At 66.6% G+C, this 23,295-nt stretch carries 21 protein-coding genes; 4 read left to right on the forward strand and 17 right to left on the reverse strand.

Annotated elements, in window-relative coordinates; all coding sequences use genetic code 11:
* Positions 1–94: 94 nt before the first annotated feature.
* The 8 genes from BWR19_13210 to BWR19_13245 all read right to left on the reverse strand — a co-directional run bounded on the left by BWR19_13210 (position 95) and on the right by BWR19_13245 (position 8,561).
* Complete coding sequence (locus BWR19_13210; protein ID APX93818.1) at positions 95–580, reverse strand: phosphohistidine phosphatase SixA; 486 nt, start codon at positions 578–580, stop codon at positions 95–97.
* On the reverse strand, positions 570–1,637 hold the full coding sequence (locus tag BWR19_13215; GenBank protein APX93819.1) for a glycerol-3-phosphate dehydrogenase: 1,068 nt from the start codon (positions 1,635–1,637) through the stop codon (positions 570–572). Before BWR19_13215 ends, BWR19_13210 begins: the two co-directional genes overlap by 11 nt.
* Before the next feature lie 99 nt (positions 1,638–1,736).
* Positions 1,737–3,179 (reverse strand): NAD(P) transhydrogenase subunit beta, encoded by a 1,443-nt coding sequence (gene pntB / locus BWR19_13220; protein APX93820.1) that lies wholly within the window; start codon positions 3,177–3,179, stop codon positions 1,737–1,739.
* Positions 3,180–3,195: 16 nt separating this feature from the next.
* Complete coding sequence (locus BWR19_13225; GenBank protein ID APX93821.1) at positions 3,196–4,767, reverse strand: NAD(P) transhydrogenase subunit alpha; 1,572 nt, start codon at positions 4,765–4,767, stop codon at positions 3,196–3,198.
* 61 nt (positions 4,768–4,828) lie between these two features.
* On the reverse strand, positions 4,829–5,362 hold the full coding sequence (locus tag BWR19_13230) for a hypothetical protein (GenBank protein ID APX95024.1): 534 nt from the start codon (positions 5,360–5,362) through the stop codon (positions 4,829–4,831).
* Positions 5,363–5,595: 233 nt separating this feature from the next.
* Positions 5,596–7,500 (reverse strand): molecular chaperone HtpG, encoded by a 1,905-nt coding sequence (locus BWR19_13235; protein APX93822.1) that lies wholly within the window; start codon positions 7,498–7,500, stop codon positions 5,596–5,598.
* Between the two features lie 92 nt (positions 7,501–7,592).
* Complete coding sequence (locus tag BWR19_13240; GenBank protein ID APX93823.1) at positions 7,593–8,072, reverse strand: thioesterase; 480 nt, start codon at positions 8,070–8,072, stop codon at positions 7,593–7,595.
* A gap of 3 nt (positions 8,073–8,075) precedes the next feature.
* Entirely contained in the window at positions 8,076–8,561 is a 486-nt protein-coding gene (locus BWR19_13245) for a hypothetical protein (protein ID APX93824.1), read from the reverse strand.
* Between the two features lie 190 nt (positions 8,562–8,751).
* On the opposite strand from BWR19_13245, the gene BWR19_13250 reads away from it, so the two are divergent.
* Positions 8,752–10,701 carry a lytic murein transglycosylase gene (locus BWR19_13250; protein APX93825.1) on the forward strand — a complete coding sequence of 650 codons (1,950 nt, stop codon included), beginning with the start codon at positions 8,752–8,754 and terminating at the stop codon, positions 10,699–10,701.
* 13 nt (positions 10,702–10,714) lie between these two features.
* On the opposite strand, the gene BWR19_13255 is transcribed toward BWR19_13250, so the two are convergent.
* Positions 10,715–11,359 carry a threonine transporter RhtB gene (locus BWR19_13255; protein ID APX93826.1) on the reverse strand — a complete coding sequence of 215 codons (645 nt, stop codon included), beginning with the start codon at positions 11,357–11,359 and terminating at the stop codon, positions 10,715–10,717.
* 345 nt (positions 11,360–11,704) lie between these two features.
* Between BWR19_13255 and BWR19_13260 the strand changes: the two genes are divergently transcribed.
* Positions 11,705–11,911, forward strand: coding sequence for a cold-shock protein (locus tag BWR19_13260; protein ID APX93827.1), 207 nt, complete (start codon positions 11,705–11,707; stop codon positions 11,909–11,911).
* A 161-nt stretch (positions 11,912–12,072) separates the two neighbouring features.
* Here BWR19_13260 and BWR19_13265 read toward each other — a convergent pair whose 3' ends face one another.
* From BWR19_13265 to BWR19_13280, 4 genes are all read right to left on the reverse strand, one after another.
* Positions 12,073–12,630 (reverse strand): hypothetical protein, encoded by a 558-nt coding sequence (locus BWR19_13265; GenBank protein ID APX93828.1) that lies wholly within the window; start codon positions 12,628–12,630, stop codon positions 12,073–12,075.
* Between the two features lie 137 nt (positions 12,631–12,767).
* Positions 12,768–13,673 (reverse strand): lipid kinase YegS, encoded by a 906-nt coding sequence (locus tag BWR19_13270; GenBank protein ID APX93829.1) that lies wholly within the window; start codon positions 13,671–13,673, stop codon positions 12,768–12,770.
* Between the two features lie 63 nt (positions 13,674–13,736).
* Complete coding sequence (locus tag BWR19_13275; GenBank protein ID APX95025.1) at positions 13,737–15,650, reverse strand: hypothetical protein; 1,914 nt, start codon at positions 15,648–15,650, stop codon at positions 13,737–13,739.
* An 18-nt stretch (positions 15,651–15,668) separates the two neighbouring features.
* Positions 15,669–16,265: a LemA family protein gene (locus BWR19_13280; protein ID APX93830.1), complete on the reverse strand. Its 597-nt coding sequence runs from the start codon at positions 16,263–16,265 to the stop codon at positions 15,669–15,671.
* 179 nt (positions 16,266–16,444) lie between these two features.
* On the opposite strand from BWR19_13280, the gene BWR19_13285 reads away from it, so the two are divergent.
* Positions 16,445–16,735 (forward strand): hypothetical protein, encoded by a 291-nt coding sequence (locus tag BWR19_13285; protein APX93831.1) that lies wholly within the window; start codon positions 16,445–16,447, stop codon positions 16,733–16,735.
* Positions 16,736–16,763: 28 nt separating this feature from the next.
* Here BWR19_13285 and BWR19_13290 read toward each other — a convergent pair whose 3' ends face one another.
* Both BWR19_13290 and BWR19_13295 read right to left on the reverse strand, forming a co-directional pair.
* A complete protein-coding gene (locus BWR19_13290; GenBank protein ID APX93832.1) occupies positions 16,764–19,406 on the reverse strand; it encodes an aminopeptidase N in 2,643 nt (880 codons plus the stop codon).
* A 113-nt stretch (positions 19,407–19,519) separates the two neighbouring features.
* On the reverse strand, positions 19,520–19,921 hold the full coding sequence (locus tag BWR19_13295) for a hypothetical protein (protein ID APX93833.1): 402 nt from the start codon (positions 19,919–19,921) through the stop codon (positions 19,520–19,522).
* 278 nt (positions 19,922–20,199) lie between these two features.
* Here BWR19_13295 and BWR19_13300 point away from each other — a divergent pair, with 278 nt between their 5' ends.
* A complete protein-coding gene (locus BWR19_13300) occupies positions 20,200–21,000 on the forward strand; it encodes a hypothetical protein (GenBank protein ID APX93834.1) in 801 nt (266 codons plus the stop codon).
* Positions 21,001–21,053: 53 nt separating this feature from the next.
* Here BWR19_13300 and BWR19_13305 read toward each other — a convergent pair whose 3' ends face one another.
* On the reverse strand, positions 21,054–21,587 hold the full coding sequence (locus BWR19_13305) for a hypothetical protein (GenBank protein APX93835.1): 534 nt from the start codon (positions 21,585–21,587) through the stop codon (positions 21,054–21,056).
* Between the two features lie 309 nt (positions 21,588–21,896).
* On the reverse strand, positions 21,897–23,213 hold the full coding sequence (locus BWR19_13310) for a group II intron reverse transcriptase/maturase (protein ID APX95026.1): 1,317 nt from the start codon (positions 23,211–23,213) through the stop codon (positions 21,897–21,899).
* Positions 23,214–23,295 lie beyond the last annotated feature (82 nt).

Raw genomic sequence — 23,295 nt, forward strand, 5'->3', positions numbered from 1 at the left:
TACATCATACAACATACAACCTAGAGGCTTTGACACTGACGAACAAGCGGGGAGGTGACAATTTCCGACTAAAGTTTAAGCTTGGAAGGCGCGCTCAGCGCAGCTCGCCAGGGGCCGTCAGGCCCTTGAGGGTGGCACAGCCGGCGGCCCACACCTCGGCCTCGAGGCTGGCCACCGCCGCGGTGGCGAAGCCCAAGCCCCGGGCGCGGGGCCCCTCGGCCAGGCTGGCGGTAAGCTCACCGACCAGCGGCATATGGCTGACCAGCAGCAGCGGCCGGCCGGCGTTGGCCTGCAGCCAGTCGATGACCGCCATTGGCGCGTCGTCGGGCGTGATGCAGTCGAGCGTGTCGAGCTCGCCGCCCAGGGTCTCGGCGACCAGCGCGGCACTCTGCTGGGCGCGGGTGAAGGGGCTGGCGACGATGCGCAGCGCCTGCCGCTCGGCGTCGCTCAGCTCATCGGCCAGCCAGGCGGCCATGCGCTGCACGTCGGCTTCGCCGCGCGGGGTGAGGCGCCGTGCAGCATCCGGCACGCCGTGGCCGGCTTCGCCATGGCGCATGATCCACAGCCGTTCAAGCGCCATCCTTGGTCTCCCGGCGGCGTGCCTGCTTGACGTCCTCGCGGGAGAGGATGAACTCCACGTCGCTGCTCTGCTCGCCCTGCATCAACATCTTGGCCATCTGTCGCGCCGGCACGTCGTTGAACAGCACCTGGTAGAGGCCTTCGGCCAGCGGCATGTAGATACCCTCGGCGTTGGCTTTGTCGCGCACCAGACGCACGGTATTGACGCCCTCGGCGACCTGGCCCAGCGCCTCGACGGCCTCGTCCAGGGTGCGCCCCTCGCCCAGCGCATGGCCGACCCGGTAGTTGCGCGACAGGTTCGACGAGCAGGTGACGATCAGGTCACCGACGCCGGCCAGCCCCAGGAAGGTCATGGGGTTGGCGCCCTGCTCCACGGCGAAACGGCTCATCTCGGCCAGCGCCCGGGTCATCAGCATGCTGCGAGTGTTCTCGCCCATGCCCAGCGCCGCGGCCATGCCGGCGGCGATGGCGTAGATGTTCTTGAGCGCGCCGCCCAGCTCGACCCCGTAACGGTCATTGCTGGCGTAGACGCGAAAGTAGTCGCAGCCGAGCACGCTCTGTACCCGCGCGCGGGTCAGGTCGTCGTCGCTGGCGATCACCGTGGCGGTGAGCTGCTTCTGGGCCACCTCGGAGGCCAGGTTGGGGCCCGAGAGCACGCCGATATGGCTAAAGCCGGTCTCCTCCTCGAGGATCTGGCTCATCAGCTTGAACCCCTCTTCCTGGATGCCCTTGGTGGTGCTCACCAGGATCTGCTCGGCATTCAAGTAGGGGCGCGCCTGGCGCACCACCTCGCGAAACGCCTTGGAGGGGATCGCCACCAGCACCAGCTCTGCGGCGTCCAGCACCTCGGCCATATCGCTGCTGGCGTGCACCGCCGGGTTGATGGCGTAGTCCGGCAGGTAGCGCGAGTTGCGCTGGTCGCGGTTGATCTCCTCGGCCAGCGCCGCGTCGCGCAGCCACTGGCGCACCGCACAGCCGTTGTCGGCGGCGATGCTGGCCAGGGCGGTGCCGAAGCTACCGCCGCCGAGCACCGCCACCCGCGTGGGTTGTTGTGACATGGTCGCCTCTGAACACAATGCGGTTATCGTTACGCCGCATGGTAACCAAAAACGCCCCTCGAGAGGGGCGTTGGTGGACAAAAGATCGCAGCAGGATGGCTATTCGATCAACGGAATCAGGGTGTCGATGCTGTCCCGCGCATCGCCGTAGAACATCCGCGTGTTGTCCTTGAAGAACAGCGGGTTCTCGATCCCCGAGTAGCCGGTACCCTGGCCACGCTTGCACACGATTACCACCCTGGAGCGCCACACCTCGAGCACCGGCATGCCGGCAATCGGGCTATTGGGGTCGTCCTGAGCAGCGGGATTGACGATATCGTTGGAGCCGATGACGATCACCACGTCGGTGCTCGGGAGATCGTCATTGATCTCGTCCATCTCCAGCACGATGTCGTAGGGCACCTTGGCCTCGGCCAGCAGCACGTTCATGTGCCCCGGCAGGCGCCCGGCCACCGGGTGGATGGCGAAGCGCACTTCCTTGCCCGCGGCGCGCAGCTTGCGGGTCAATTCGCTCACCGCGTTCTGCGCCTGGGCCACCGCCATGCCGTAGCCCGGCACGATGACCACGCTGTCGGCATTGTTGAGCGATGCGGCCACGCCACCGGCGTCGATGGCCACCTGCTCGCCCTCGATCTCCGCCGCCGGCCCGCTGGTGCCGCCAAAGCCGCCCAGGATCACGCTGAGGAAGTTGCGGTTCATCGCCTTGCACATGATGTAGGAGAGAATCGCCCCGCTCGAGCCGACCAGCGCACCGGTGACGATCAGCAGATCGTTGGAGAGCGTGAAACCGATCGCCGCCGCCGCCCAGCCGGAGTAGCTGTTGAGCATCGATACCACCACCGGCATGTCGGCACCGCCGATGCCCATGATCAGGTGATAGCCGATGAAGAACGACAGCGCCGCCAGTAGCAGCAGCGTCCAGAAGCCCGCCCCGGCGACGTAGGCTATCGCCAGCAGCAGGCATAGCCCCGCCGCGCCGGCGTTGAGCAGGTGGCCGCCGGGCAGCTGCTTGGGCTTGCCGTCGACCTTGCCGGCCAGCTTGCCGAAGGCGATCACCGAGCCGGTGAAGGTCACCGCGCCGATGAAGATCGCGAACACCACCTCGAGCTGCAGGAAGGTCAGCTCGTCGGGCGCCTTGGTGGCGACCAGCGCGGCGAAGGCCGAGAACTCCTCGGTCGCCCCTTCGGTGGCACGCGCCGCCAACACCCGGCGCCGCTCGAGGTCGGCGCTCCAGGCCACGAACACCGCGGCCAGGCCGACGAAGCTGTGCAGCGCCGCCACCAGCTGCGGCATCTCGGTCATCGCCACCCGCTTGGCGACGCGCCAGCCGATCACCGAGCCGGCGATGATCATCGGAATCATCAACCAGTAGGCGCCGATGCCTGGCCCCAAGGCAGTGAACACCACCGCCAGGCCCATGCCGACGATGCCGTACCACACTGCCCGCTTGGCTTTTTCTTGATTGCTCAGCCCGCCCAGCGACAGGATGAACAGCACACTCGCCGCAATCGCCGCGGCAGATACGAATCCTTGACCCAACATAGTCTGTCTCCGCCGCTCAGGATTTCTGGAACATGGCCAGCATCCGGCGTGTCACCAGGAAGCCGCCCACGATATTGATGGTCGCGATCAGTACCGAGATCGCCGCCAACACCACTACGACCCAGTTGCCCGAGCCGATCTGCAGCACCGCGCCGAGGATGATGATCCCCGAGATCGCGTTGGTCACCGCCATCAGCGGCGTGTGCAGCGAGTGGCTGACGTTCCAGATCACCTGGAAACCCACGAAGCAGGCCAGCACGAAAACGATCAGGTGCTGCATGAACGAGGCCGGGGCGATCTGCCCCAGCAGCAGCATCAGCGCCCCGCCGGCGCCGAGCAGCGTCAGCTGACGCTTGGTCTGGGCCTTGAAGGCCGCCAGCTCGGTGGCGCGCTTCTCCTCAGGGGTGGGGGCCTTCTCCTTGGGCTTGGGTTTGGCCGCGGCAATCGCCTTGACCTTGGGCGGGGGTGGCGGAAAGGTCACCTCGCCCTGGTGGGTCACCGTGGCGCCGCGGATCACGTCATCTTCCATGTCGTGGACGATGCTGCCGTCCTTCTCCGGCGTCAGGTCGGTGAGCATGTGGCGCACGTTGGTGGCGTAGAGCAGCGAAGCCTGGGTGGCCATGCGCGACGGGAAGTCGGTATAGCCGACCACCACCACGCCGTTGTCGCTGACCACCCGCTGGTCGGGCTGGGTCAGGTCGCAGTTGCCGCCTTTCTCGGCGGCCAGGTCGACGATCACCGAGCCCGGCTTCATGGCCGCGACCATGTCCTCCAGCCACAGCTTGGGGGCCGGCTGGCCGGGAATCAGCGCGGTGGTGATGACGATATCCACCTCCGGCGCCTGCTCGCGGAACAGCGCCAGCTGCTTCTCGCGGAACTCGGGGCTCGACGGCTTGGCATAGCCGCCGCTTTCGGCGCCGTCGGCGCTCTCGTCAAAGTCGAGGAACAGGAACTCGGCGCCCATCGATTCGATCTGCTCGGCGACCTCGGGACGCACATCGAAGGCGCGCACCATGGCGCCAAGGCTGGTGGCAGTGCCGATCGCGGCAAGCCCCGCCACCCCGGCACCGATCACCAGCACCTTGGCCGGCGGCACCTTGCCGGCGGCGGTCACCTGGCCGGTGAAGAAACGTCCGAAATGGTTACCGGCCTCGATCACCGCACGATAACCGGCGATATTGGCCATCGAGGAGAGCGCGTCCATCTTCTGGGCCCGCGAGATGCGCGGCACCATGTCCATGGCGATCACGCTGGCACCGGTGGCCCGGCAGCGCTCCAGCAGCGCCTCCTGCTGGGCCGGCCAGAAGAAGCTGATCAGCGTCTGCCCCTCGTGCAGCAGGTCGGCCTCGGCGTCGGAGGGCTCGCGCACCTTGATCACCACCTCGGCGTCACGCCACAGCGCCGCGGCGTCGTCGACCACGCTGACCCCCGCCTCGCGGTAGGCATCGTCGCTGAAACCGGCAGCGCTTCCGGCGCCGCTCTCGATCAGGCATGCATGGCCAAGTTTTTGCAGATGTACCGCGCTTTCCGGGGTCAAGGCAACCCTGGCCTCCCCGGCAAAGGTTTCCTTGGGTGCTCCAATTTTCACGTGCTGTCCCCTCCTGGTCTTCGAAGCTAGGCGTGATGGCGTGTTGTTGTGGATGGTGCCGTCAGAAGTGCCTGACGACCTCCAGCGTCGAGGTGATCTCTGCATACTCGCCGTCGAGCAGGGCGAGATTCAAGCGCTGTACCTCATCGGCCTGCCAACGCTGGCCGTGGCGATCCTCCACCGCGAAGGTGGCGCAGGCATCATCGACCACGCTGACGGCGAAGTCGAGACAGGCAGCATGACGCACCGTGGTGCTCACCGAATGTGCCGTGGCGACACCGGCCACGACCAGACGCGCCACGCCGTGACGGCGCAGCCAGACTTCCAGGTCGGTACCCACGAAGGCGCTGTTGACGTGCTTGGTGACCACCCTTTCCCCCTGTCGGGGCATCACGCAGGCCTTGAAGTCGGCGCCGGGCTGGCCGGAGCGATAGGGGGAGCGCGGCGTACGCGAGAAGTGCCGGACGTGCACGATATGGCCGTTGCCACCGCGCCAGCAGGCCAGCAGGTCGGCCAGTCGCTCCTCCATCTCGGGGTTGTTACGCTCGCCCCAGTAGCGAGTGTCGTCGATGGCCTGCTGGACATCGATGATCATCAGCGCCGCGCCTTCATCACGGGCATCGCAGATACGTAGCTTGGCCTGGCCGACCTGACGATTCATTGCGCTGCCTCTTGCGGGAATTCACTGCAGCATAGGCGTTGAACGGCGACTCTGCCGACCGCCCAGCCAACGGCTCACACGATATCCCGCCGGCCACACGCAGAAAGCCCCGCCGGCGAATGCCGGCGGGGCCATCAAGTGCTTGCTCGATGCGAGTGCCTGGGCCGTCAGGCGGTAAGCAGCGCGTTGAGGCGCTTGACGTAGGCCGCCGGATCGTCGAGGTGGCCACCCTCGGCGATGATCGCCTGGTCGAGCAGGATTCGCGCCAGGTCGCCGAAGGCGTCGCCCTCGGCGCTCTCCAGGCGGCTAACCAGGGCGTGCTCGGGGTTGAGCTCGAGGATCGGCTTGACCTCCGGCAGCGGCTGGCCGGCGGCTTCCATGATGCGGCGCATCTGGAAGCCCATCTCGTTCTCGGGGAGCACCACGCAGGCCGGCGAGTCGGTCAGGCGATGAGTGACCTTGACCTCCTGGACCTCTTCGCCCAGCGCCTCCTTGACGCGCTTGAGCAGGTCTTCCTTGGCCTTGGCGGTCTCCTCCTGGGCCTTCTTCTCCTCCTCACCTTCGATCTCGCCGAGATCCAGCTCGCCCTTGGCCACGTCGACGAAGGACTTGCCGTCGAACTCGGTAAGGTGGCTCATCAGCCACTCGTCGATGCGGTCGGAGAGCAGCAGCACTTCGATGCCCTTCTTGCGGAAGATCTCCAGATGCGGGCTGTTCTTGGCCGCATTGAAGCTGTCGGCAACGATGTAGTAGATCTTCTGCTGGCCTTCCTGCATGCGCTCGACGTAGGCCGCCAGTGACTGATCCTGGGTGGTGCTGTCGGTGTGGGTGGTGGCGAAACGCAGCAGCCCGGCGATCTTGTCGCGGTTGGCGTAGTCCTCGGCGGGGCCCTCCTTGAGCACGCTGCCGAAGGTGTTCCAGAAGGTCTGGTAGGCTTCGTCGTCCTTGGCCAGCTTCTTGAGCATGTCCAGCGAGCGCTTGGTCAGCGCGCTCTTCATCTTCTCGACCTGGGGGTCCTGCTGCAGCAGCTCGCGGGAAACGTTGAGCGACAGGTCCTTGGTGTCCACCACGCCCTTGATGAAGCGCAGGTAGAGCGGCAGGAACTGCTCGGCGTCATCCATGATGAATACGCGCTGCACGTAGAGCTTGACGCCGCGGGCGCCGTCGCGCTCGTAGAGGTCGAAGGGCGCACGGCCGGGCACGAAGAGCAGGCTGGTGTACTCGAGCTTGCCCTCGACCTTGTTGTGGCTCCAGGTCAGCGGATCGCTGAAGTCGTGGGCGACGTGCTTGTAGAAGGCCTTGTAGTCGTCGTCGCTGAGGTCGCTCTTGGGCCGCACCCACAGTGCGGTGGCCTCGTTGACGGTCTCCCAGGTGGTGACGTCGCTGCCCTCGATGGGGTTGCCGTCTTCGTCCTTGGCAGACTCGACCTTGGGCATGCGCACCGGCACGTCGATATGATCGGAGTACTTGCGGATCAGGCTCTTGAGCCGGAAGTCGTCGGCGAACTCCTTGGCGTCGTCCTTGAGGTAGAGCACGATCTCGGTGCCGCGGGCGGGACGTTCGATCTCGGCGATGGTGAACTCGCCCTCGCCCTTGGAGCGCCACTCGACGCCGGCCTCGCTGGGCTCCCCGGCACGGCGTGTCCGCACGACGACCTCGTCGGCGACGATGAACCCGGAGTAGAAGCCGACGCCGAACTGGCCGATCAGCTTGGCGTCCTTCTGCTGCTCGCCGGAGAGCTGCTGGAGGAACTCGGCGGTGCCGCTGCGGGCGATGGTGCCGAGGTTCTTGATCACCTCGTCGCGGTTCATGCCGATGCCGGTGTCGCGCAGGGTCACGCTATTGGCCTCGGCATCGACCTCGATCTCGACCCGCAGCTCGCTGTCATTCTCGTACAGCGCATCGTTGTCCAGTGCCTCGTAGCGCAGCTTGTCGCAGGCGTCGGCGGCATTGGAAATCAGCTCACGCAGGAAGATCTCCCGGTTGGAGTACAGGGAGTGGATCATCAGATGCAGTAGCTGCTTGACCTCGGTCTGAAAACCCAGGGTTTCTTCTTGAGTGGCAGTGGCCATGGAACGAGCCCTCATAGGATCACAGTGAAAAAAGGCAGCCTCTCGGCGCCAGGTCGTAACGTGATCGTGATATGGGGCTCAGCGTGCGCTTTTCAAGCGTTGCGGTTGATCAGCGAGGCGGCGTCCGGGTCGGCCAGGGCGAAGTGCAGTCGCGCCGTGGCCACCGGCTGCGCCTCGCTCTGCTGCCAGGCGGTGACCTGGACGTTGGCCATGCGCTTGCCCTCGCGCAGCAGCCGGCAGCGCGCCTGGGTCGGTGCCAGCCGCGCCGCCTGCAGAAAGTCGATGGAGAAGTCGATGATCTTGGGCAGCCGCGGCTCGCGGGTGGCCAGCATCAGGTCCAGCGAGGCGGCGGTCTCCATGAATGCTGCCACCACCCCGCCGTGCAGCGCCGGCAGCAGGACATTGCCGACGTTGCCCTGCTGCGGCGCCAGGTGGAAGAGCACGCCGTGGTCGTCGACCTCGGCGCTGACGCCGATGCGCCGGGCATAGGGCACCAGCGCCAACCACGCCTTCAGGTCTCCATGCTCGCGGGTGTGAGCCAGCCACTGGCTGGCGATCGATGTCTCGAACATGTGCTACTCCTCGCCGAACAGCGCCGCGGCAAAGCCCGGCGGCGTATTGCGCGGGCCCAGGCGCACGAAGTTGCCGATACCGCGGGCCACGATGCGTTCCGGCTGCTGCCAGACCCGCCCCTCGGTAAACACCACCGACTCGGAGATGCGCACCACCCAGGCCTCACCGTGCAGGTCGTGACCGGCCAGCGCCGGCCGGTAGTGGTCGACGCGCAGATCGAGGGTCGGACACACCTCCGGCTCGGGCAGGCCGCACAGCACCGACGAGCCGCACAGGGTATCCAGCAGCATGCTCAGCACCCCGCCGTGCACCAGCCCGCGCTGGCTGTCGCCGAGCAGGTCGTCGTGCCACGGCAGGCGCATGGTCACCCGGGGCGGCGCAGCCTGCACCACCTCTAGCCCCAGCGCTTGGGTATGGGGAATCACCTGGACGAAGCGCGTCAGCGCCGCCTGCCAGGCCTCGGGTGTACGTTCATCGCCACTACTCATTGCTGCCCCAGCCAGTATTCAAACGTATGACTTAGCATTTAGCGTCAAATCCCGTGCGACGGCAACGTCGACCTTAGCCGCCCCTCTGCCCGGCCACGCTGCTGTCGCCGCTGCGCGACACTACTCAGCGGGCGGCGCATCGGCGAGGATAGACGGGTCGAGTCCCTACGCACCGAGAGGCACCGCCGTCATGCAGCATATTCGTCTCGCCAGGGGTGTCGTCACCCTGTTCACCGCCCTGGCCCTCAGCCTGCCACTTCACGCCGACCAGAGCCGCGACCAGGCCATGCGCGACGCCCTCGAAGCGGCCCGCAACCAGGAGTGGAGTCGCGTCGATGCCGCCGGCATCGACGACCACCTGCTGGCCGGCTATGTCGAGTACCACCGCCTGCGCGCGCGCCTGCCCCAGGCCGAGCCGGGCCAGATCCTCGACTTCATGGAGCGCCACGCCGACTCGCCGCTGGCCGAGTGGATGCGCGGCCAGGCCCAGACCCGCTACGGCCAGGCCGGCCGTTTCGGCAGCCTGCTCGCGGTCAGCGACGGCGTACCCAGCGGCGGCGAACGCCAGTGCTACTACTACACCGCGCTGATGGGCAGCGACCCGGCCGCCGCCGCCGAGGGCGGTCGCGAGCTGTGGATGGTCGGGCACTCCCAACCCTCGGCCTGCAACACCCTGTTCGACCGCCTGCGCGCCAACGGCGAGATCAGCGCCGAGGACGTCTGGTCGCGCAAGATGCTGGCCTGGCAGAGCGGCGAAAGCGGCTTGATGAGCTACCTCGGGCGGCTGCTCGGCAGCGACTGGGACGAGGCCCGCGACGCCGTGGAGCGGCTGCGCGGTGATTTCTCTGCGGTGACCCGCGTACCCACGCAGGTCGGCCCCAACGGACGCGGCAGCAGCGCGATGTTCGCCGCCGCCATGCACGGCTTCACGCGTGCCGATACCGAAGCCGCGCTGGAGGCGTGGCGCAAGATCGCCCCGCACCTCAGCATCGACAGCGACGCCCGCCACGACATCGAGCATGACCTGGCGTTCTACTCCATGGTCCGCGACGTACGCCAGAACCTGGCCTGGGTCGACGAGGCGCTGCCGCGGCTGGTCAGCGGCAGCCTATATGAGCTGCGCGTGCGCAACGCCCTGGCCCGCCGCGACTGGCAGGACGCCCGGCAGTGGCTGGAGAGAATGCCCGAGGACACCCTCAGTGACAGCCGCTGGCAGTACTGGCTGGCACGCAGCAACGAGATGCTCGGCAACAGCGAGGCGGCCCGCGCCGCCTATGAGCGCGCGGCCCAGGGGCGCAGTTTCTTCGCCTTCGCCGCCGCGGATCGCCTCGACCAGCCCTATGAACTCAACATGGAGCGCGCCGCGTTCAACGACGACTATCGCCAGGAGGTCGCCAACTGGCCGGTGGTGCAGCGCACCGAGGCGCTGATGCGCATCGGTGAGCAGGGTCTGGCCAACAGCGAGTGGTATGCCGCCGTGGCCCGCGCCAGCAACCAGGAGGCCCACGCCCTGGCCGACTACGCCCAGCGCCAGGGCTGGTACGCCAAGCTGGTGCAGACCACCATCACCGGCCAGATGTGGGATGCCCTGGAGTGGCGCTTCCCGCAGGCGTTCCATGAGGAGTTCCTGCACTGGGGGCGGATGACCGGCGTCGACCCCTACCTGCTGATGGGCATCGCCCGCCGCGAGAGCGCCTACAACACCGAGGCGCTGTCGCCGGCCGGCGCCCGCGGCCTGATGCAGATCATGCCCGGCACCGCCACCCAGCTCAGCCGCCAGCTGGGTATCAGCGACCCGGGCCCCTACGGCGTGCTCGACCCGGCGCTCAATATCCGCCTCGGTAGCACCTACATCCGCGATATGACCAACCGCTACAGCGGCAATCGTCTGGCCGCCGCCGCGGCCTACAACGCTGGCCCCGGCCGCGTCGACCGCTGGCTGCGCGACGCGCCGGAGGAGTTCGACCTGTTCGTCGAGAGCATCCCGTTCCGCGAGACCCGCGACTACGTGCAGGCGGTGCTCGCCTACCGGGTAATCTTCGAGAGCCTGGCCAACGGCGGCGACAGCCGTGGTGTGGCGATGCTCACCCCGGCCGAGCGCAACGTACGCTATGACGCCTCGCTATTAGCCCGCAACTGAGCAGTGCCCCGCACTAGGCGGGGCGCTGCTCCAGCGCCAGCTTGACGCCAAAGCCGATCAGCACCGTGCCGGTGGCGCCCTCAAGACAGCGCGACACCCAGCGCTTGGCCAGCCACTGGCCGGCGCGCCCCACCGTCAGCACGATGGCGATCTGCCACAGATTGGCGATCAGGAAATGCACCCCGGCCAGCCACAGCGACTTGAGCAGCGCCGGGTCGCTGGGCGCGATGAACTGCGGCAGAAAGGCCATGTAGAAGACCACCGTCTTGGGATTGAGCACGTTGGACAGCAGCCCCTCGCGCAGCGGCACCCAGGCCGCCACCGGCGAGCGTGTAGTGCCCATGGCGGCGACCGGTAGCGCCACACCGCGCCGAGCGCTGAGCAGGCTCTGCACCCCGAGCCAGATCAGGTAGGCGGCGCCCACCAGCTTGAGCAGATGAAAGGCCCAGGCCGACTGCAGCAGAATCAGCGAGATCCCTAGCGCCGACACCGCGGCATGCACGAACAGTCCGCAGCAGATCGCCAGGCTGGTGAGTACCCCGTCGCGCACCCCGCCCCTGGCGGTGTTGCGAATCACCAGCAGAGTATCCACCCCGGGGCTCATGGTGAGCAGGGTAATGGCGATCAGAAAGGGCCAGAACTGGGCATCCAGCAGCATGCAGGGGGTCCTCGAGGCGATGTCGGCGGGCGCCATACTACGCTATCGCGAGCGGCGGCGAGAGCCCAGCGGCAGGCTCGGAGATTCTCTGGACGCTCTGGTTTTTTCCATCTACAGTTGGGTTGGCGGGCATCGCAAGCGGTTCACCAGCGTCATATTGACGCTGCCCCGGGCGCCGATGCACCATCCGCTGCGTTGGTTTGCAGGTTGAATGACGTCAGTTGTTGATCGATTCCTTCGAGACTCCCCGTGCGCTTTCACCTTCGCTCGACCTACGCACTACGGGTTCGCACATGCCTGGCATGGCACCCAGCACCATCATTTAGTTAGTTAAGGAAATCGACAATGGCAACTGGCACTGTCAAGTGGTTCAACGACACCAAGGGCTACGGCTTCATCTCTCCGGACGACGGCGGCGATGACCTGTTCGCGCACTTCTCCGAGATTCAGGCTGAAGGCTTCAAGACCCTGCAGGACGGCCAGAAGGTGACCTTCGAGGTCACTCAGGGCAAAAAAGGCCTTCAGGCCGCCAACATCAAGGTCGCCAACTAATCGTTGTGCCTTGATCCCCGCCAGTTGCCCAGGCCATCCATGCGCGCTAGACATCCACGGATGTGAGCCGCATTAACGCCGCAAGCAAGTGGTAGGAAAAAGGGCCACCCTCTCGGGTGGCCCTTTTTTATGGCACCGCCATGGCGGCGCTGGGCAGGAGATCAGTTCTGGGTATCGGGCGAACTGAATTCGTCATCGAAGGCGCCTTCGGACGGCGAATCACCAACATCCGGCTCGTCGAACTGGCTTTCGTCGAACTCGAAGTCATCAGCCTCGCTACCCGGCTGCTGGCTCTCGACCTCCTCGAACTGCTCCTCGATACGACGCTGGGCCTCCTCGAAGCGACGCTCGGTCTCTTCCATGAAGGCATCAATGTCCGAGTCGCTGGTCTCGCCCGGCAGGGTCGCGTCGTCGTCCAGCGTGCCCGGGCCTTCGCCCAGGGTATCGGCGGTATCGAGATCCTCGACAGACTCGGCCTCGAAGGTATCGTCGTCGGTGGCCAACGGATCGTCATCGCCCAGGGCCGGCTCCTCCTCCGGTGCGGCAGCGTCCGGCTCGTCGACGGCCTCATCGTCCTGGGTGTCGGGCATCGCCACGTCGTCGGCATCGTCGTCGACCGGTGCCGCGCCGTTGGTCTCCTCGACCGGCTCATCTTCCACCACCGGTTCGTCCTCGCCGTTACCGCAGGCGGTCAGTCCCAGGCTCAGCGCCAGCGCCATGGCTGCCGGTATCCAGGGTTTATGCCTCATTTCCACCTCTCCTTTGATATCACGGCGTAACATTTGGACAGTATTTGACCAGAGGCGTGCCCCGGCCACAAGCCTGATTCATCGATCGCATGCTATCCGGCGGCCGATTAGCCGAGGAGTGGCGACGTCGCCGGCAGCAGTAGCGACAGTTCACCGGGCAGCACCTCGGCCTCGAAATGCTTCCACTCGAAGGGCTCGCCGTCCAGCGTCAGCGGTAGCGCGGCATCGCTGTCGAAGCGCAGCCGCGTGGTCTGGAAATACTCGACATAGTCGCCGCAGGCCGGCAGGGCCTCAAGCTCATCGAGAGCCTGCTTGAGGCCGCTCAGCGACTCGAAGTCGCGCACGATCAACACTTCCAGCAGGCCGTCATCGAGCTTGGCCGAGGGCGCCAGCCGCTGGCCGCCGCCGGCCTGGCAGCCGTTGCCGATCGCCAGCAGGAACAGCGGCGCATCGCTTTCGCCCTCCGGCCAGCTCAGCCGCCCCTGGTAGGGCTTGTAGCGCCAGGCCTGCAGCGCCCCCATCAGCGAGTAGGCGCCACCGCCGAGCATTCGTTTCATGGCCTTGGGCGTGCTCGAGGTCACCTCGGCGCCAAAGCCGCAGGAGGCCATGTTGAGATAGTACTGATCAGCCAGGCGCACCACATCGGCCTGGCGCGGTGTGGCCTCCAGAGCCAGCACCAGTGCTTCATCGGCCGCCAGCGGAATGCCAGCGCCGTTGGCGAAGTCGTTGGCGCTGCCCAGCGGCAGCACGCCGAGCGCCGGTCGCGCCTCGCGGTCGAGCCGCATCAAGCCGTTGACCAGTTCATTGACGGTGCCGTCGCCACCGCCGGCGATCAACCGCGCAATGCCGTCATCGCTGGCCTCGGCGCAGAGCCGCAAGGCGTCGCCGGCCTCCCAGGTGACGCGCACCTCGAGGTTGGCACCGGCGTCTCGCAGCGCCTCGACCGCCTCCCTGACCTCCGGTAGCTGGGCCGACTTGCCGTTGAGAATGATACGTGCGGTATTGTCAGTCATGAGCTCCGTCTCATGGGGTTTACACCGCTATCATGCCGCGCCCCGAAGTGCTTGGCCAACCGTTCAGTGGCTGCCGGCATCATCCAGCAGCGGCGGCAGCGGGCAGTCCAGCGCCTCGGCCAGGGCGCGGAACAGCTCGGCTTCACGCGGGCTGACCCTGCCATCGTGCTCGATGCACTCGGCGAGGGCCGCGAGAAGCTGCCGGCGCCCGTCGCCGCTGAGCCGCTGAAGGCGGTCGAGGCTCATGTCGAGTTCGCCGAAGGCGGTCGGCCCGGGCACATAGTCGAGCGCCAGCGGGGCCAGCGTTGCCACCCCGGCGTCAAAGGCACGCCGGGCTTCTTCGCCGTCATCGCTGCCGGCCCGGGCCATGCTCGACAGCAGCACCGCCGCCGGTTCCGCCAGGGCCGAGAGGGCCCGATCACGGCGCCGGCTGTGACGCCCCTCAACGCCCTGCACCAGCACTCGATAGAGCGCCCAGTGCAGGGCGCCCGGCGCCGCTTCGGCGGCGATCAGCCGTTCCAGGCACAGCTTGAAGGTGGCGTACTGGGCAGTGGACAGCTGCTTGAGCAGCGGGATAGCCAGTTCCAGCAGCACCAGGCGCTGGTCGGCGGGCAATGCCGCCAACGGCTCCTCGAGCGCATCCAGCTCGCGCAGCACGCCGGGGTCGGCGACGCCGTCGAGCAGCCCACGCTGGGCCGCCCGGGTCGCGGGCTCGAGGTGAATCAGTACGCCGTAGGCCACCGCCCGCGCCGCGCCGGGGTCGTGGGCGGCCTCCAGCAGGCGCGGGTCGAGGGCATCCAGGCGCCGGCGCGCATCGTCGAGATGGGCCTGATCGAGCTGGCCGATGGTGGCCAGCGCCATGGCCATCAGCTTCTTGGCGTCGCGTCCGCGGGACTCGCCGCCAGACACCGGTGCGGCGGCCGCCTCCTCGCCGCTGTCGCTGCGCTCGGCGCGGCTTGGCAGCTCGCCGTCCCACTGCGGGTCGACGCGACGGATGCGCTCGTCGAGGGGAGGATGGGTCGCCAGCATGCCGCTGGCGGCGCGAATCCCGCGGCTGAAATAGAGGTGGCTGAACTCGGCGGCGTTGCTGGCCTCCAGCTGCGATCCCTGCTGGTGGGCGCCAATCTTCTTCAATGCCCCGCCGATGCCGTTCGGGTCGCGGGTGAACTGCACCGCCGAGGCATCGGCCAGGAACTCGCGCTGGCGACTCACCGCCGCCTTGATGATATTGCCGCACAGGGTGCCGACATAGCCGACGACCATCAGCGCCGCGCCCAGCGCCAGCATCGCCGCCTGGCCGTTGTTGTTGCGGTTGCCGCCGCCAACCATGCGCCGGCCGGCGGTGCCGCGCAGCACCATATGGCCGATCAGGCCGATCAGCAGCAGCCCGTGGAGCAGCGCCACCAGGCGCAGGTTGAGGCGCATGTCGCCGTTGAAGATATGGCTGAACTCGTGGGCCACCACCCCCTGCAGCTCGTCGCGGTCGAGCCGCTCGATGGCACCGCGGGTGATCCCGATCACCGCATCCTGGGGCGAGTGGCCGGCGGCGAAGGCGTTGATCGCCGGCTCTTCGAGCAGATACACCGCCGGCACCGGCGTGCCCGAGGCGATGGCCATCTCCTCGACCACGTTGAGCATGCGCTGCTCGTCGGCGTCGCGAACGTTGCCGTTGAGCAGCCGCCCGCCCATCGCCTCGGCCACGGCACGGCCGCCGGCGCGCAGCTGCAGGTGCTTGAACAGACTGCCCAGCACCACCAGCGCCAGCACGCCGAGCGCCACGCTGCCCAGCAGGTAAGGATCCAGGGCGCGGGCCAGCGGCTCGCCGCCGGCCTGCTGCTGGCCGCCTTCGCTGATCACCAGTACCAGCGCTACCGCCAGCGTTGCCATGGCCACCAGCGACACCACGGCGACGATCAGCAGCACCACCAGGCGCCCGGTGTTACGTCGCGCACGGTCCTGGGCGGCAAAAAAGTCCATCGAACTTGGCGCCGCCATCTAGAACGAGACCTTGGGCGCTTCCTGAATCGCCTCGCTGTCCTCGAACTCGAGCAGCGCGGCATCCTCGCCGTGGCCGAAGGTGCCGGCCAGTAGCACCGTGGGGAAGCGCTGGCGGTAGGTGTTGTACTGCATCACCGCGTCATTGAAGGCCTGGCGGGCGAAGGCGACGCGGTTCTCGGTGCTGGTCAGGGTCTCGCTGAGCTGCTGCATGTTGGCCGAGGCCTTGAGATCGGGATACGCCTCCATCACCACGTTGAGCCGCCCCATCGCCGAACCCAGCGCACCCTCGGCACTGGACAGCTGAGCCATGGCCTTGGGGTCGCCGGGCTTCTCGGCGGCGGCCGCGAGGCCACTCATGGCACCCTGGCGGGCCTGGACCACCGCCTCCAGGGTGTCACGCTCGTGGGACATGTATGCCTTGGCGGTCTCGACCAGGTTGGGGATCAGGTCGTAGCGTCGCTTGAGCTGCACCTCGATCTGTGCGAAGGCGTTCTGGTAGCGATTACGCAGTGCCACCAGGCTGTTGTAGATACTGACGCCATAGAAAATCAGCGCCACGGCGATCACGAGTAGAACAATGCTGGTCATCGACATAGCCGGTCTCTGGTCGGGGGCGCAGTGCGCCGTGTAAATCAACTGCTGTAGGCATCGAGATTACGCCATATCAGCGTAGCCTGCTGGTCGGGACAGCGGCGCCGATCAACGCTGGAGGCTTGACCTCATCACCGTCAGCCCGCAGATTCGTGATCTGGCTCCACGCTCACAGGACACCCATGGAAGGCTTTTTCAACTGGCTTGGCTCGCTGATCGGCGAAACCCTGCGCTGGATCGTCGATCTGCTGGTCATCTTCTTTGCCAACCTGCGCGGCGCCGTCGAGGGCTTCATCGGCGGGCTGAGCAACGCCATGGGCATCAACCCCACCCTGTTCAGCCTGCTGGTGCTGATCGTCGGGGTGTGGATGCTCTACTGCGCGCTGCGCGCCCTGCTCGCCCGGCGCCTGATCGCCACCCTGGTATGGGCCTTCCTTGGCCTGGTGGTACTGAGCTGGCTAGTCGGCCGTTAGGCTTTGTACGAAAACTGCCCGCGCTCGGCTATTCCGCCAGCGCCTTCTCCACCACCTCGAAGACGTTGGGCGACAGCTCCTCGGCACGAATTCGCTCCAGCTCGGTCTTCATCAACGCCTGGCGCTGCTCGTCGAAACGCTGCCAGCGGGTCAGCGGGGTGATGAGGCGCGCGGCGATCTCCGGATTGAGACGATTGAGCTCGATCACCACGTCGGCCAGCAGCCGGTAGCCGGCGCCGTCGATGCGGTGGAAATTGACGCGGTTCTGGCCGGCGAAGGCGCCGATCAATGCGCGCACCCGATTGGGATTCTTGAGCGAGAAGGCCGGGTGATCCATCAGGAACGTCACCCGGTCGAGCACGTCGGACTGCGGCCGCGTCACCTGGATGCTGAACCACTGGTCCATGACCAGCGGGTCGTGGGCCCACTTCTCGCTGAACAGCCTGAGCGCCGGATCGGCCAGATCGCCGCGTGAGCTGTGGGTCAGCAGGGTCAGCGCGCAGCGCACGTCGGTCATGTTGTGGCCGGCGCTGAACTGGCGCTGGGCCAGCTCTATGCCCTCTTCGTCCTCGATGCTCATCAGGTACGACAGCGCCACGTTCTTGAGGCTGCGCGCAGCGATCTGCTCGGGCTCTGGCGCATAGGGCGCGTCGCTGGCGTTGTCATGATAGACGCGCAGGAAGTCGTCGCGCAGCGCCACCGCCAGCGACTGCTTGACGAAGGTGCGCGCGGCGTGGATCGCATCGACGTCGACCATCGGCTGCTGCTCGGCGATGTACGCCTCGGAGGGCAGCGTGAGCATCTCGGCGAGCACCGCCTTGTCGTCCGTATCGGCATGCAGCAGGCCGCGGAAGGCCTCGACCACGCGCACGTCCATGACCTTCTCGACGCCATTGCGGTGGGCGGCGATCAGGTCATCCAGCGCCAGCAGCGCCAGGCGCTGGCCGGCGTCCCAGCGGTTGAAGCCGTCGGAATCGTGGGTCAGCAGGAAGGCCAGATCTTCCCGCGAGTAGGGGAAGCGCAGCCTGACCGGCGCCGAGAAGCCGCGCAGCAGCGACGGCACCGGGGCTTCGGCGATATCGGTGAACACGAAGTGCTGCTCGTCCTCGCGCAGGTGGACCACCGCGTCCTTGCCGATCACCTCGCCATCCAGGGTCATGCGCAGGTCCTCGCCGGACTTGGTACCGACCAGGCCCAGGCGGACCGGGATGTGCAGCGGCCGCTTGTCGGGCTGGCCCGGCGTGGCCGGGGTACGCTGGCGCAGCGTCAGGTGATACTCGGACTTGGCGTAGTCGTACTCGCCGTGGGCGTCGATCTCCGGGGTGCCGGCCTGGGAGTACCAGCGCATGAACTGGCCGAGGTCGAGCCCCGAGGCCTCGGCCATGCAGTCGACGAAATCCTCGATGGTCACCGCCTGGCCGTCGAAGCGTTCGAAGTAGCGATCACTGCCCTCTCGAAAGGCCTCCCAACCGACGAGATTGCGCAGCATGCGCACCACCTCGGCACCCTTCTCATAGATGGTCAGGGTGTAGAAGTTGGAGATCTCGATATAGTGGTCGGGGCGGATCGGGTGGGCGGTGGGGCCGTCGTCCTCGGCGAACTGGGCGGTGCGGAAGAAGGCCACGTCCTCGATGCGCTTGACCGGCGCCGAGTTGGTGTCGGCCGAGAAGCACTGGTCGCGGAAGACCGTGAAGCCCTCCTTGAGCGAGAGCTGGAACCAGTCGCGGCAGGTCACCCGATTGCCCGACCAGTTGTGGAAGTACTCGTGGGCGACGATACCCTCGACGCGCTGGAAGGCGGCGTCAGTGGCGGTCTGCGGGTGGGTCAGCACCGCTGCCGAGTTGAAGATGTTGAGGCCCTTGTTCTCCATCGCGCCCATGTTGAAGTCGTTGACCGCGACGATCATGAACAGGTCGAGGTCATACTCGCGGCCGTAGGTCTCCTCGTCCCAGCGCATGGCGCGCTTCAGCGAGGCCATGGCGTGGTCGGTTTTGTCGAGGTTCTCCTCCTCGACCCAGATCTGCAGCGCCACCTCGCGCCCGCTCACGGTGGTGAAACTGTCCTCGACCTTCTTGAGGTCACCGGCCACCAGCGCGAACAGGTAGCAGGGCTTGGGGTGCGGGTCTTCCCAGGTCACGAAGTGGCGCCCGCCGGGCAGCTCGCCGCGCTCCACCGGATTGCCGTTGGAGAGCAGCACCGGCTCGCGCCGGATATCGCCGATCACGGTGGTGGAAAACGTCGCCATCACATCGGGACGGTCGGGGTAATAGGTGATGCGCCGGAAGCCCTCGGCCTCGCACTGGGTGCAGTACATGCCGTTGGACTGGTAGAGGCCTTCCAGGGCGGTGTTCGCTTCGGGGGCGATCTCCACCTCGGTGTCGAGCAGGAAGCGCTCGGGCACCCGGTGCACGATCAGCTGGCTGTCGCTAACGCGATACTCGTCGGCGTCGAGGGGCTGGCCGTCGATGGCGATGGCCTTGAGCGTCAGCAGCTCACCGTCGAGTACCAGCGGCGATTCGGCGGCATCCTCACGCTCAGGATGACGTTCCACATGCAGCCGCGCCTTGACCCGGGTGGCGCCGGGGGCGAGATCGAAGGTCAGTTCGGTGTGGGTGACCCGGTGAGCGGGCGGCTGGTAGTCATGCAGATACGTCGGCTGGGGTGCTGACATCGAGAAACGCTCCTGATCGGAAATTGCCCCCATTGTACGGCCCAGCGGTTGTCAGACTCAAAGCATCGTCAGACTTCCCGATGACGATGCGCGAGGGACTTCAGCCGCCCCGCCTATGGCGAGAGGTGCCCCGGCGCCGGGCGGGTCACTATCCACAGCGCCAGCAGGCCGAGGCCGGCGACCAGCGTTAGCTTGATGATCGGGCTGGGCACCGTCAGCAGCAGTACCACGACCGAGAAAGCCAGCATCACCACGGCAATGCCCTTGGCACGCCGCGGGATCGCCCGCTCACACTCCCAGGCCACCACCGAAGGGCCGAAGCGCGGATGCTCACGGATCCACTGGGCAAAACGCGGCGAGCCGCGCGAGGCGGCCCACACCGCCAGCAGCATGAAACAGGTGGTCGGCATCAGCGGCACGAACACGCCAATCACGCCCAGCGCAAAACTGCACCAGGCAAGCACCATATACAGCGCATTGCGCAGTCGGCGCAGCCCGCCGGCAGAGACGTCCATGGGTGTCGGCAGTGCCACTCGCTCTCCTCCCGGCCAGTGATCAAGCGCAGTCGTACTGATGTACCCATTGAAGCGTGAACGCAACACTAAGTGAAATGCCTAGCCCTTATCGAGGGCCTAGCCTGATTCAATGAGCCTCGCCTGGGAAAGTGTAGCGCAATTGATCCAGCATCCACCCTTGCCGTACCGCGAACGGTGCATTCGCCACCGGCCGGCTGTCGCGGCGCCACCGTCAGCGTAGTCTGGCGGGAGATTCCCTCAACGCCCCGGAGGCTAGGATGCAACCGTCACTGTTTATCTCCCATGGCTCTCCCTCGCTGGTCATCAGCGACCACCCGGCGCGGGACTTCCTCGTCGCGCTCGGCCAGCGGCTGCCGCGTCCGCGGGGCGCGCTGGTGATCTCGGCCCACTTCGAGACGCCCGGGGTGACCCTCGGCAGCGCCGCGTCACCGGCCACCCTGCACGACTTCTACGGCTTTCCCGACTTGCTCTACCGGATGCGCTACCCGGCCCCGGGCATGCCCGACACCGCACGGCAGTTGGCAGACACCCTGCAGGGCCACGGCATCGCAGCCAGCCTCGACCCCGAGCGCCCCCTCGACCACGGCATCTGGTCGCCGCTGTCGCTGGTCTGGCCCGAGGCCGAGGTGCCACTGCTGCCGGTCAGCGTGCCCATGGCCATGACCGCCCAGCAGCAGCTCGAGGTCGCACGCCGGCTCGGCGAGTTCGCGGATGCCCACGGGCTGTGGCTGATCGGCTCCGGCGCGGCCACCCACAACCTCGACGACCGCCGGCCGGAGGGCTCGCCGCCGGACGCCTGGGCGCTAGCCTTCCACGAATGGGTCTGCGAGGTGGCCGAGCGCGGCGACCTGGCGGCCCTCGCCGACTGGCAGCGCCAGGCGCCCAATGCGCGCCATGCCCACCCCAGCCCCGAGCACTTCCTGCCGCTGCTGATGGTGGTCGGCGCCATGCAGGGCGAGCCACTGCGCGCGCTGCACCAGAGCTTCAGCTTCGGCAACCTCAGCATGCTGACCCTGGCCAGTCAGGCACTGGCAGATCAGTGGTCGACTAGCGCCTGAGTGGTAAAAAAAAGCTCGCCAGCCGGCGAGCTCCATGACGTCATCAACCGCGCTCACTGAATGGGGATTTCACGGCGGGCCACCTTGGCTTGCTCACTGCGTGGCACCCGGACCGTCAACACCCCATTGTCGAAAGAGGCCTTGATCTCCTCGTCCTTGGCATCCGCGGGCAGGTCCAGCACGCGACGAAACCGGCCGTAGGAGCGCTCGATACGATGGAGCTGGTTGTCTTCGGTGCGGCTCTCCTGGCGCTTCTCACCTTCGATGACCAGACGCTGGTCGTCCAGGGACAGAGAGATATCCTTCTCCTCCACCCCCGGCACCTCGACGCTGATCACATACTCGCTGTCACGCTCGGCAATATCGAGCTGCGGCTGCAGCAGGCCGGGCATGCCACCCAGGCGGCTTCCCAGGGACGGCATGCCGAACTGTCGCATGACGCCATCCATCCAACGATCCAGCTCCTGGTGCATACCAAGCAAGGGTGTGATTTCACCCCGCCGGGGCTCCACTGCGGAGGGCGCAGCCGGTGCATCGGCGTTCTCGCTCTTGAACCAGTTCCAGGGAGAGAGTTTCTGCAGATTCATACGCCACCTCCTGTTCGATCATTCCAACATGTGAAGCAAATCAGAACATTCAGTGCCGTCGGGTTACCCCTTGGCATGACAAGATTTGATGGCGAACGAGCAGATTTCAAGACCACCTAACCCACTACGTGACCTGCATGAGGCTGCATGCATCAGGCTCGTCGACCGGATGGTATCGGCACCGCCCGAGCCACCTCGGGCGACACTCTGGGGCATGCCAAACAGGCTCGCTACATAATCGGGTAGGGGCCGGGGTCACCCCCGGCGCCCTCCCACACCACCGGGCATACGGTTCCGTACCACGGCGGTTCACGAAGAACGGCTAAGCCCTCTTACCGTATCAAGTACCGAGATCAGGCCCAGTTGGTTGAACCACTTCCGTGGCAGGGCCTGATTCATGTGCGAGGCCCCGGCGTTCCACCACGGGCCTCGACCGTTCCCCGCCGATTTCCAGGCGCGCTGGTCGTCCAGCCCCAGCGCCAGGAGCTTCCGGCGTCGAGTCTGCGGCCGCTTCCACTGCCGCCAGATCACGCAGCGCAGTCGGCGGCGTATCCAACCATCCAGCGCTTCCAACGGGCGTTTAACATCGACGAGACTGAAGTAGCTGGCCCAGCCTCGCAGGACTGGCACCAGCTCTTCGACGACGCGTCGGATATTGCGCCCCTTGCCACGCTTGAGTACCTCACGGACACGCTGCATCAGGCGCTGCAGGCTGGCCTTGGCCAGCGTCAGCTTCGGCAGTTTGTGTCGGGTCAGCGTGTAGCCCAGGTACCCGCGGTGCCACGGGCGGTCCACCGCACTCTTGGCGTGATTGACCGTGAGCCTGAGTGAGCTCTCGAGAAAATCACTCAGGCTAGCCATAACGCGCTCACCCGCTCGACGACTCCTGACGTATACCTGCAGGTCGTCGGCGTAGCGGCAGAAGCGGTGACCGCGGCGTTCCAGCTCCTTGTCCACGTCATCCAGCAGGATATTGGCCAGCAGCGGACTCAGCGGTCCGCCCTGCGGCGTTCCCTGTTGGCGTGGCGCGGGCAGGCCGTCCTGAAACATCCCGGCTTCCAGATAGCGACGAATCAGGCGCCGTACCCGCTTGTCGCGGATGCGGCGCGCGACCCGGGCCATCAGCAGGTCGTGGTTCACCCGGTCAAAGAAGGCTTTCAGGTCAAGATCGACCACCCAGCGGTGGCCGGCAGTGACATGGGCCTTCATCGCCGAGACGGCCTGCTGGGCACTGCGCCCTGGCCTGTAGCCGTAGCTCGATGCCGAGAATGTCGGATCGAAGATCGGCGTCAGTACCTGAAGCAGCGCCTGCTGGATCAGCCGGTCGGTCACCGTGGGGATGCCGAGCTGCCGTGTCCCGCCCTTGGGCTTGGGAATCTTGACGGCCCGGACCGGGCTGGGATGATACTCACCGGCCAGCAGCCGCTCGCGCAGCGTCGGCCAGTACTGTTTCAGGTGATCGGCCAGCTGATCCACCGTCATGCCGTCGGCACCCGGTGCGCCTTGGTTGGCGACCACCTTCCGGTAAGCCCGCGCCATGTTGGCCTTCGCTACCACGGCCTCCATGAGCGGGGCGGGCTCCGCTTTCGTCCACGATGACGACGCCGGGACCGTCTCGACGCCCACCGGCCGGGACTCAGAGTTCCGCCCCTGCCCCTCTGGGTGGGTGACGGTATCAGCGTCAGTGTCTGTCTTCATGATCGATCCT

It is taken from the genome of Halomonas sp. 1513 (assembly GCA_001971685.1).
Classification (GTDB): domain Bacteria; phylum Pseudomonadota; class Gammaproteobacteria; order Pseudomonadales; family Halomonadaceae; genus Franzmannia.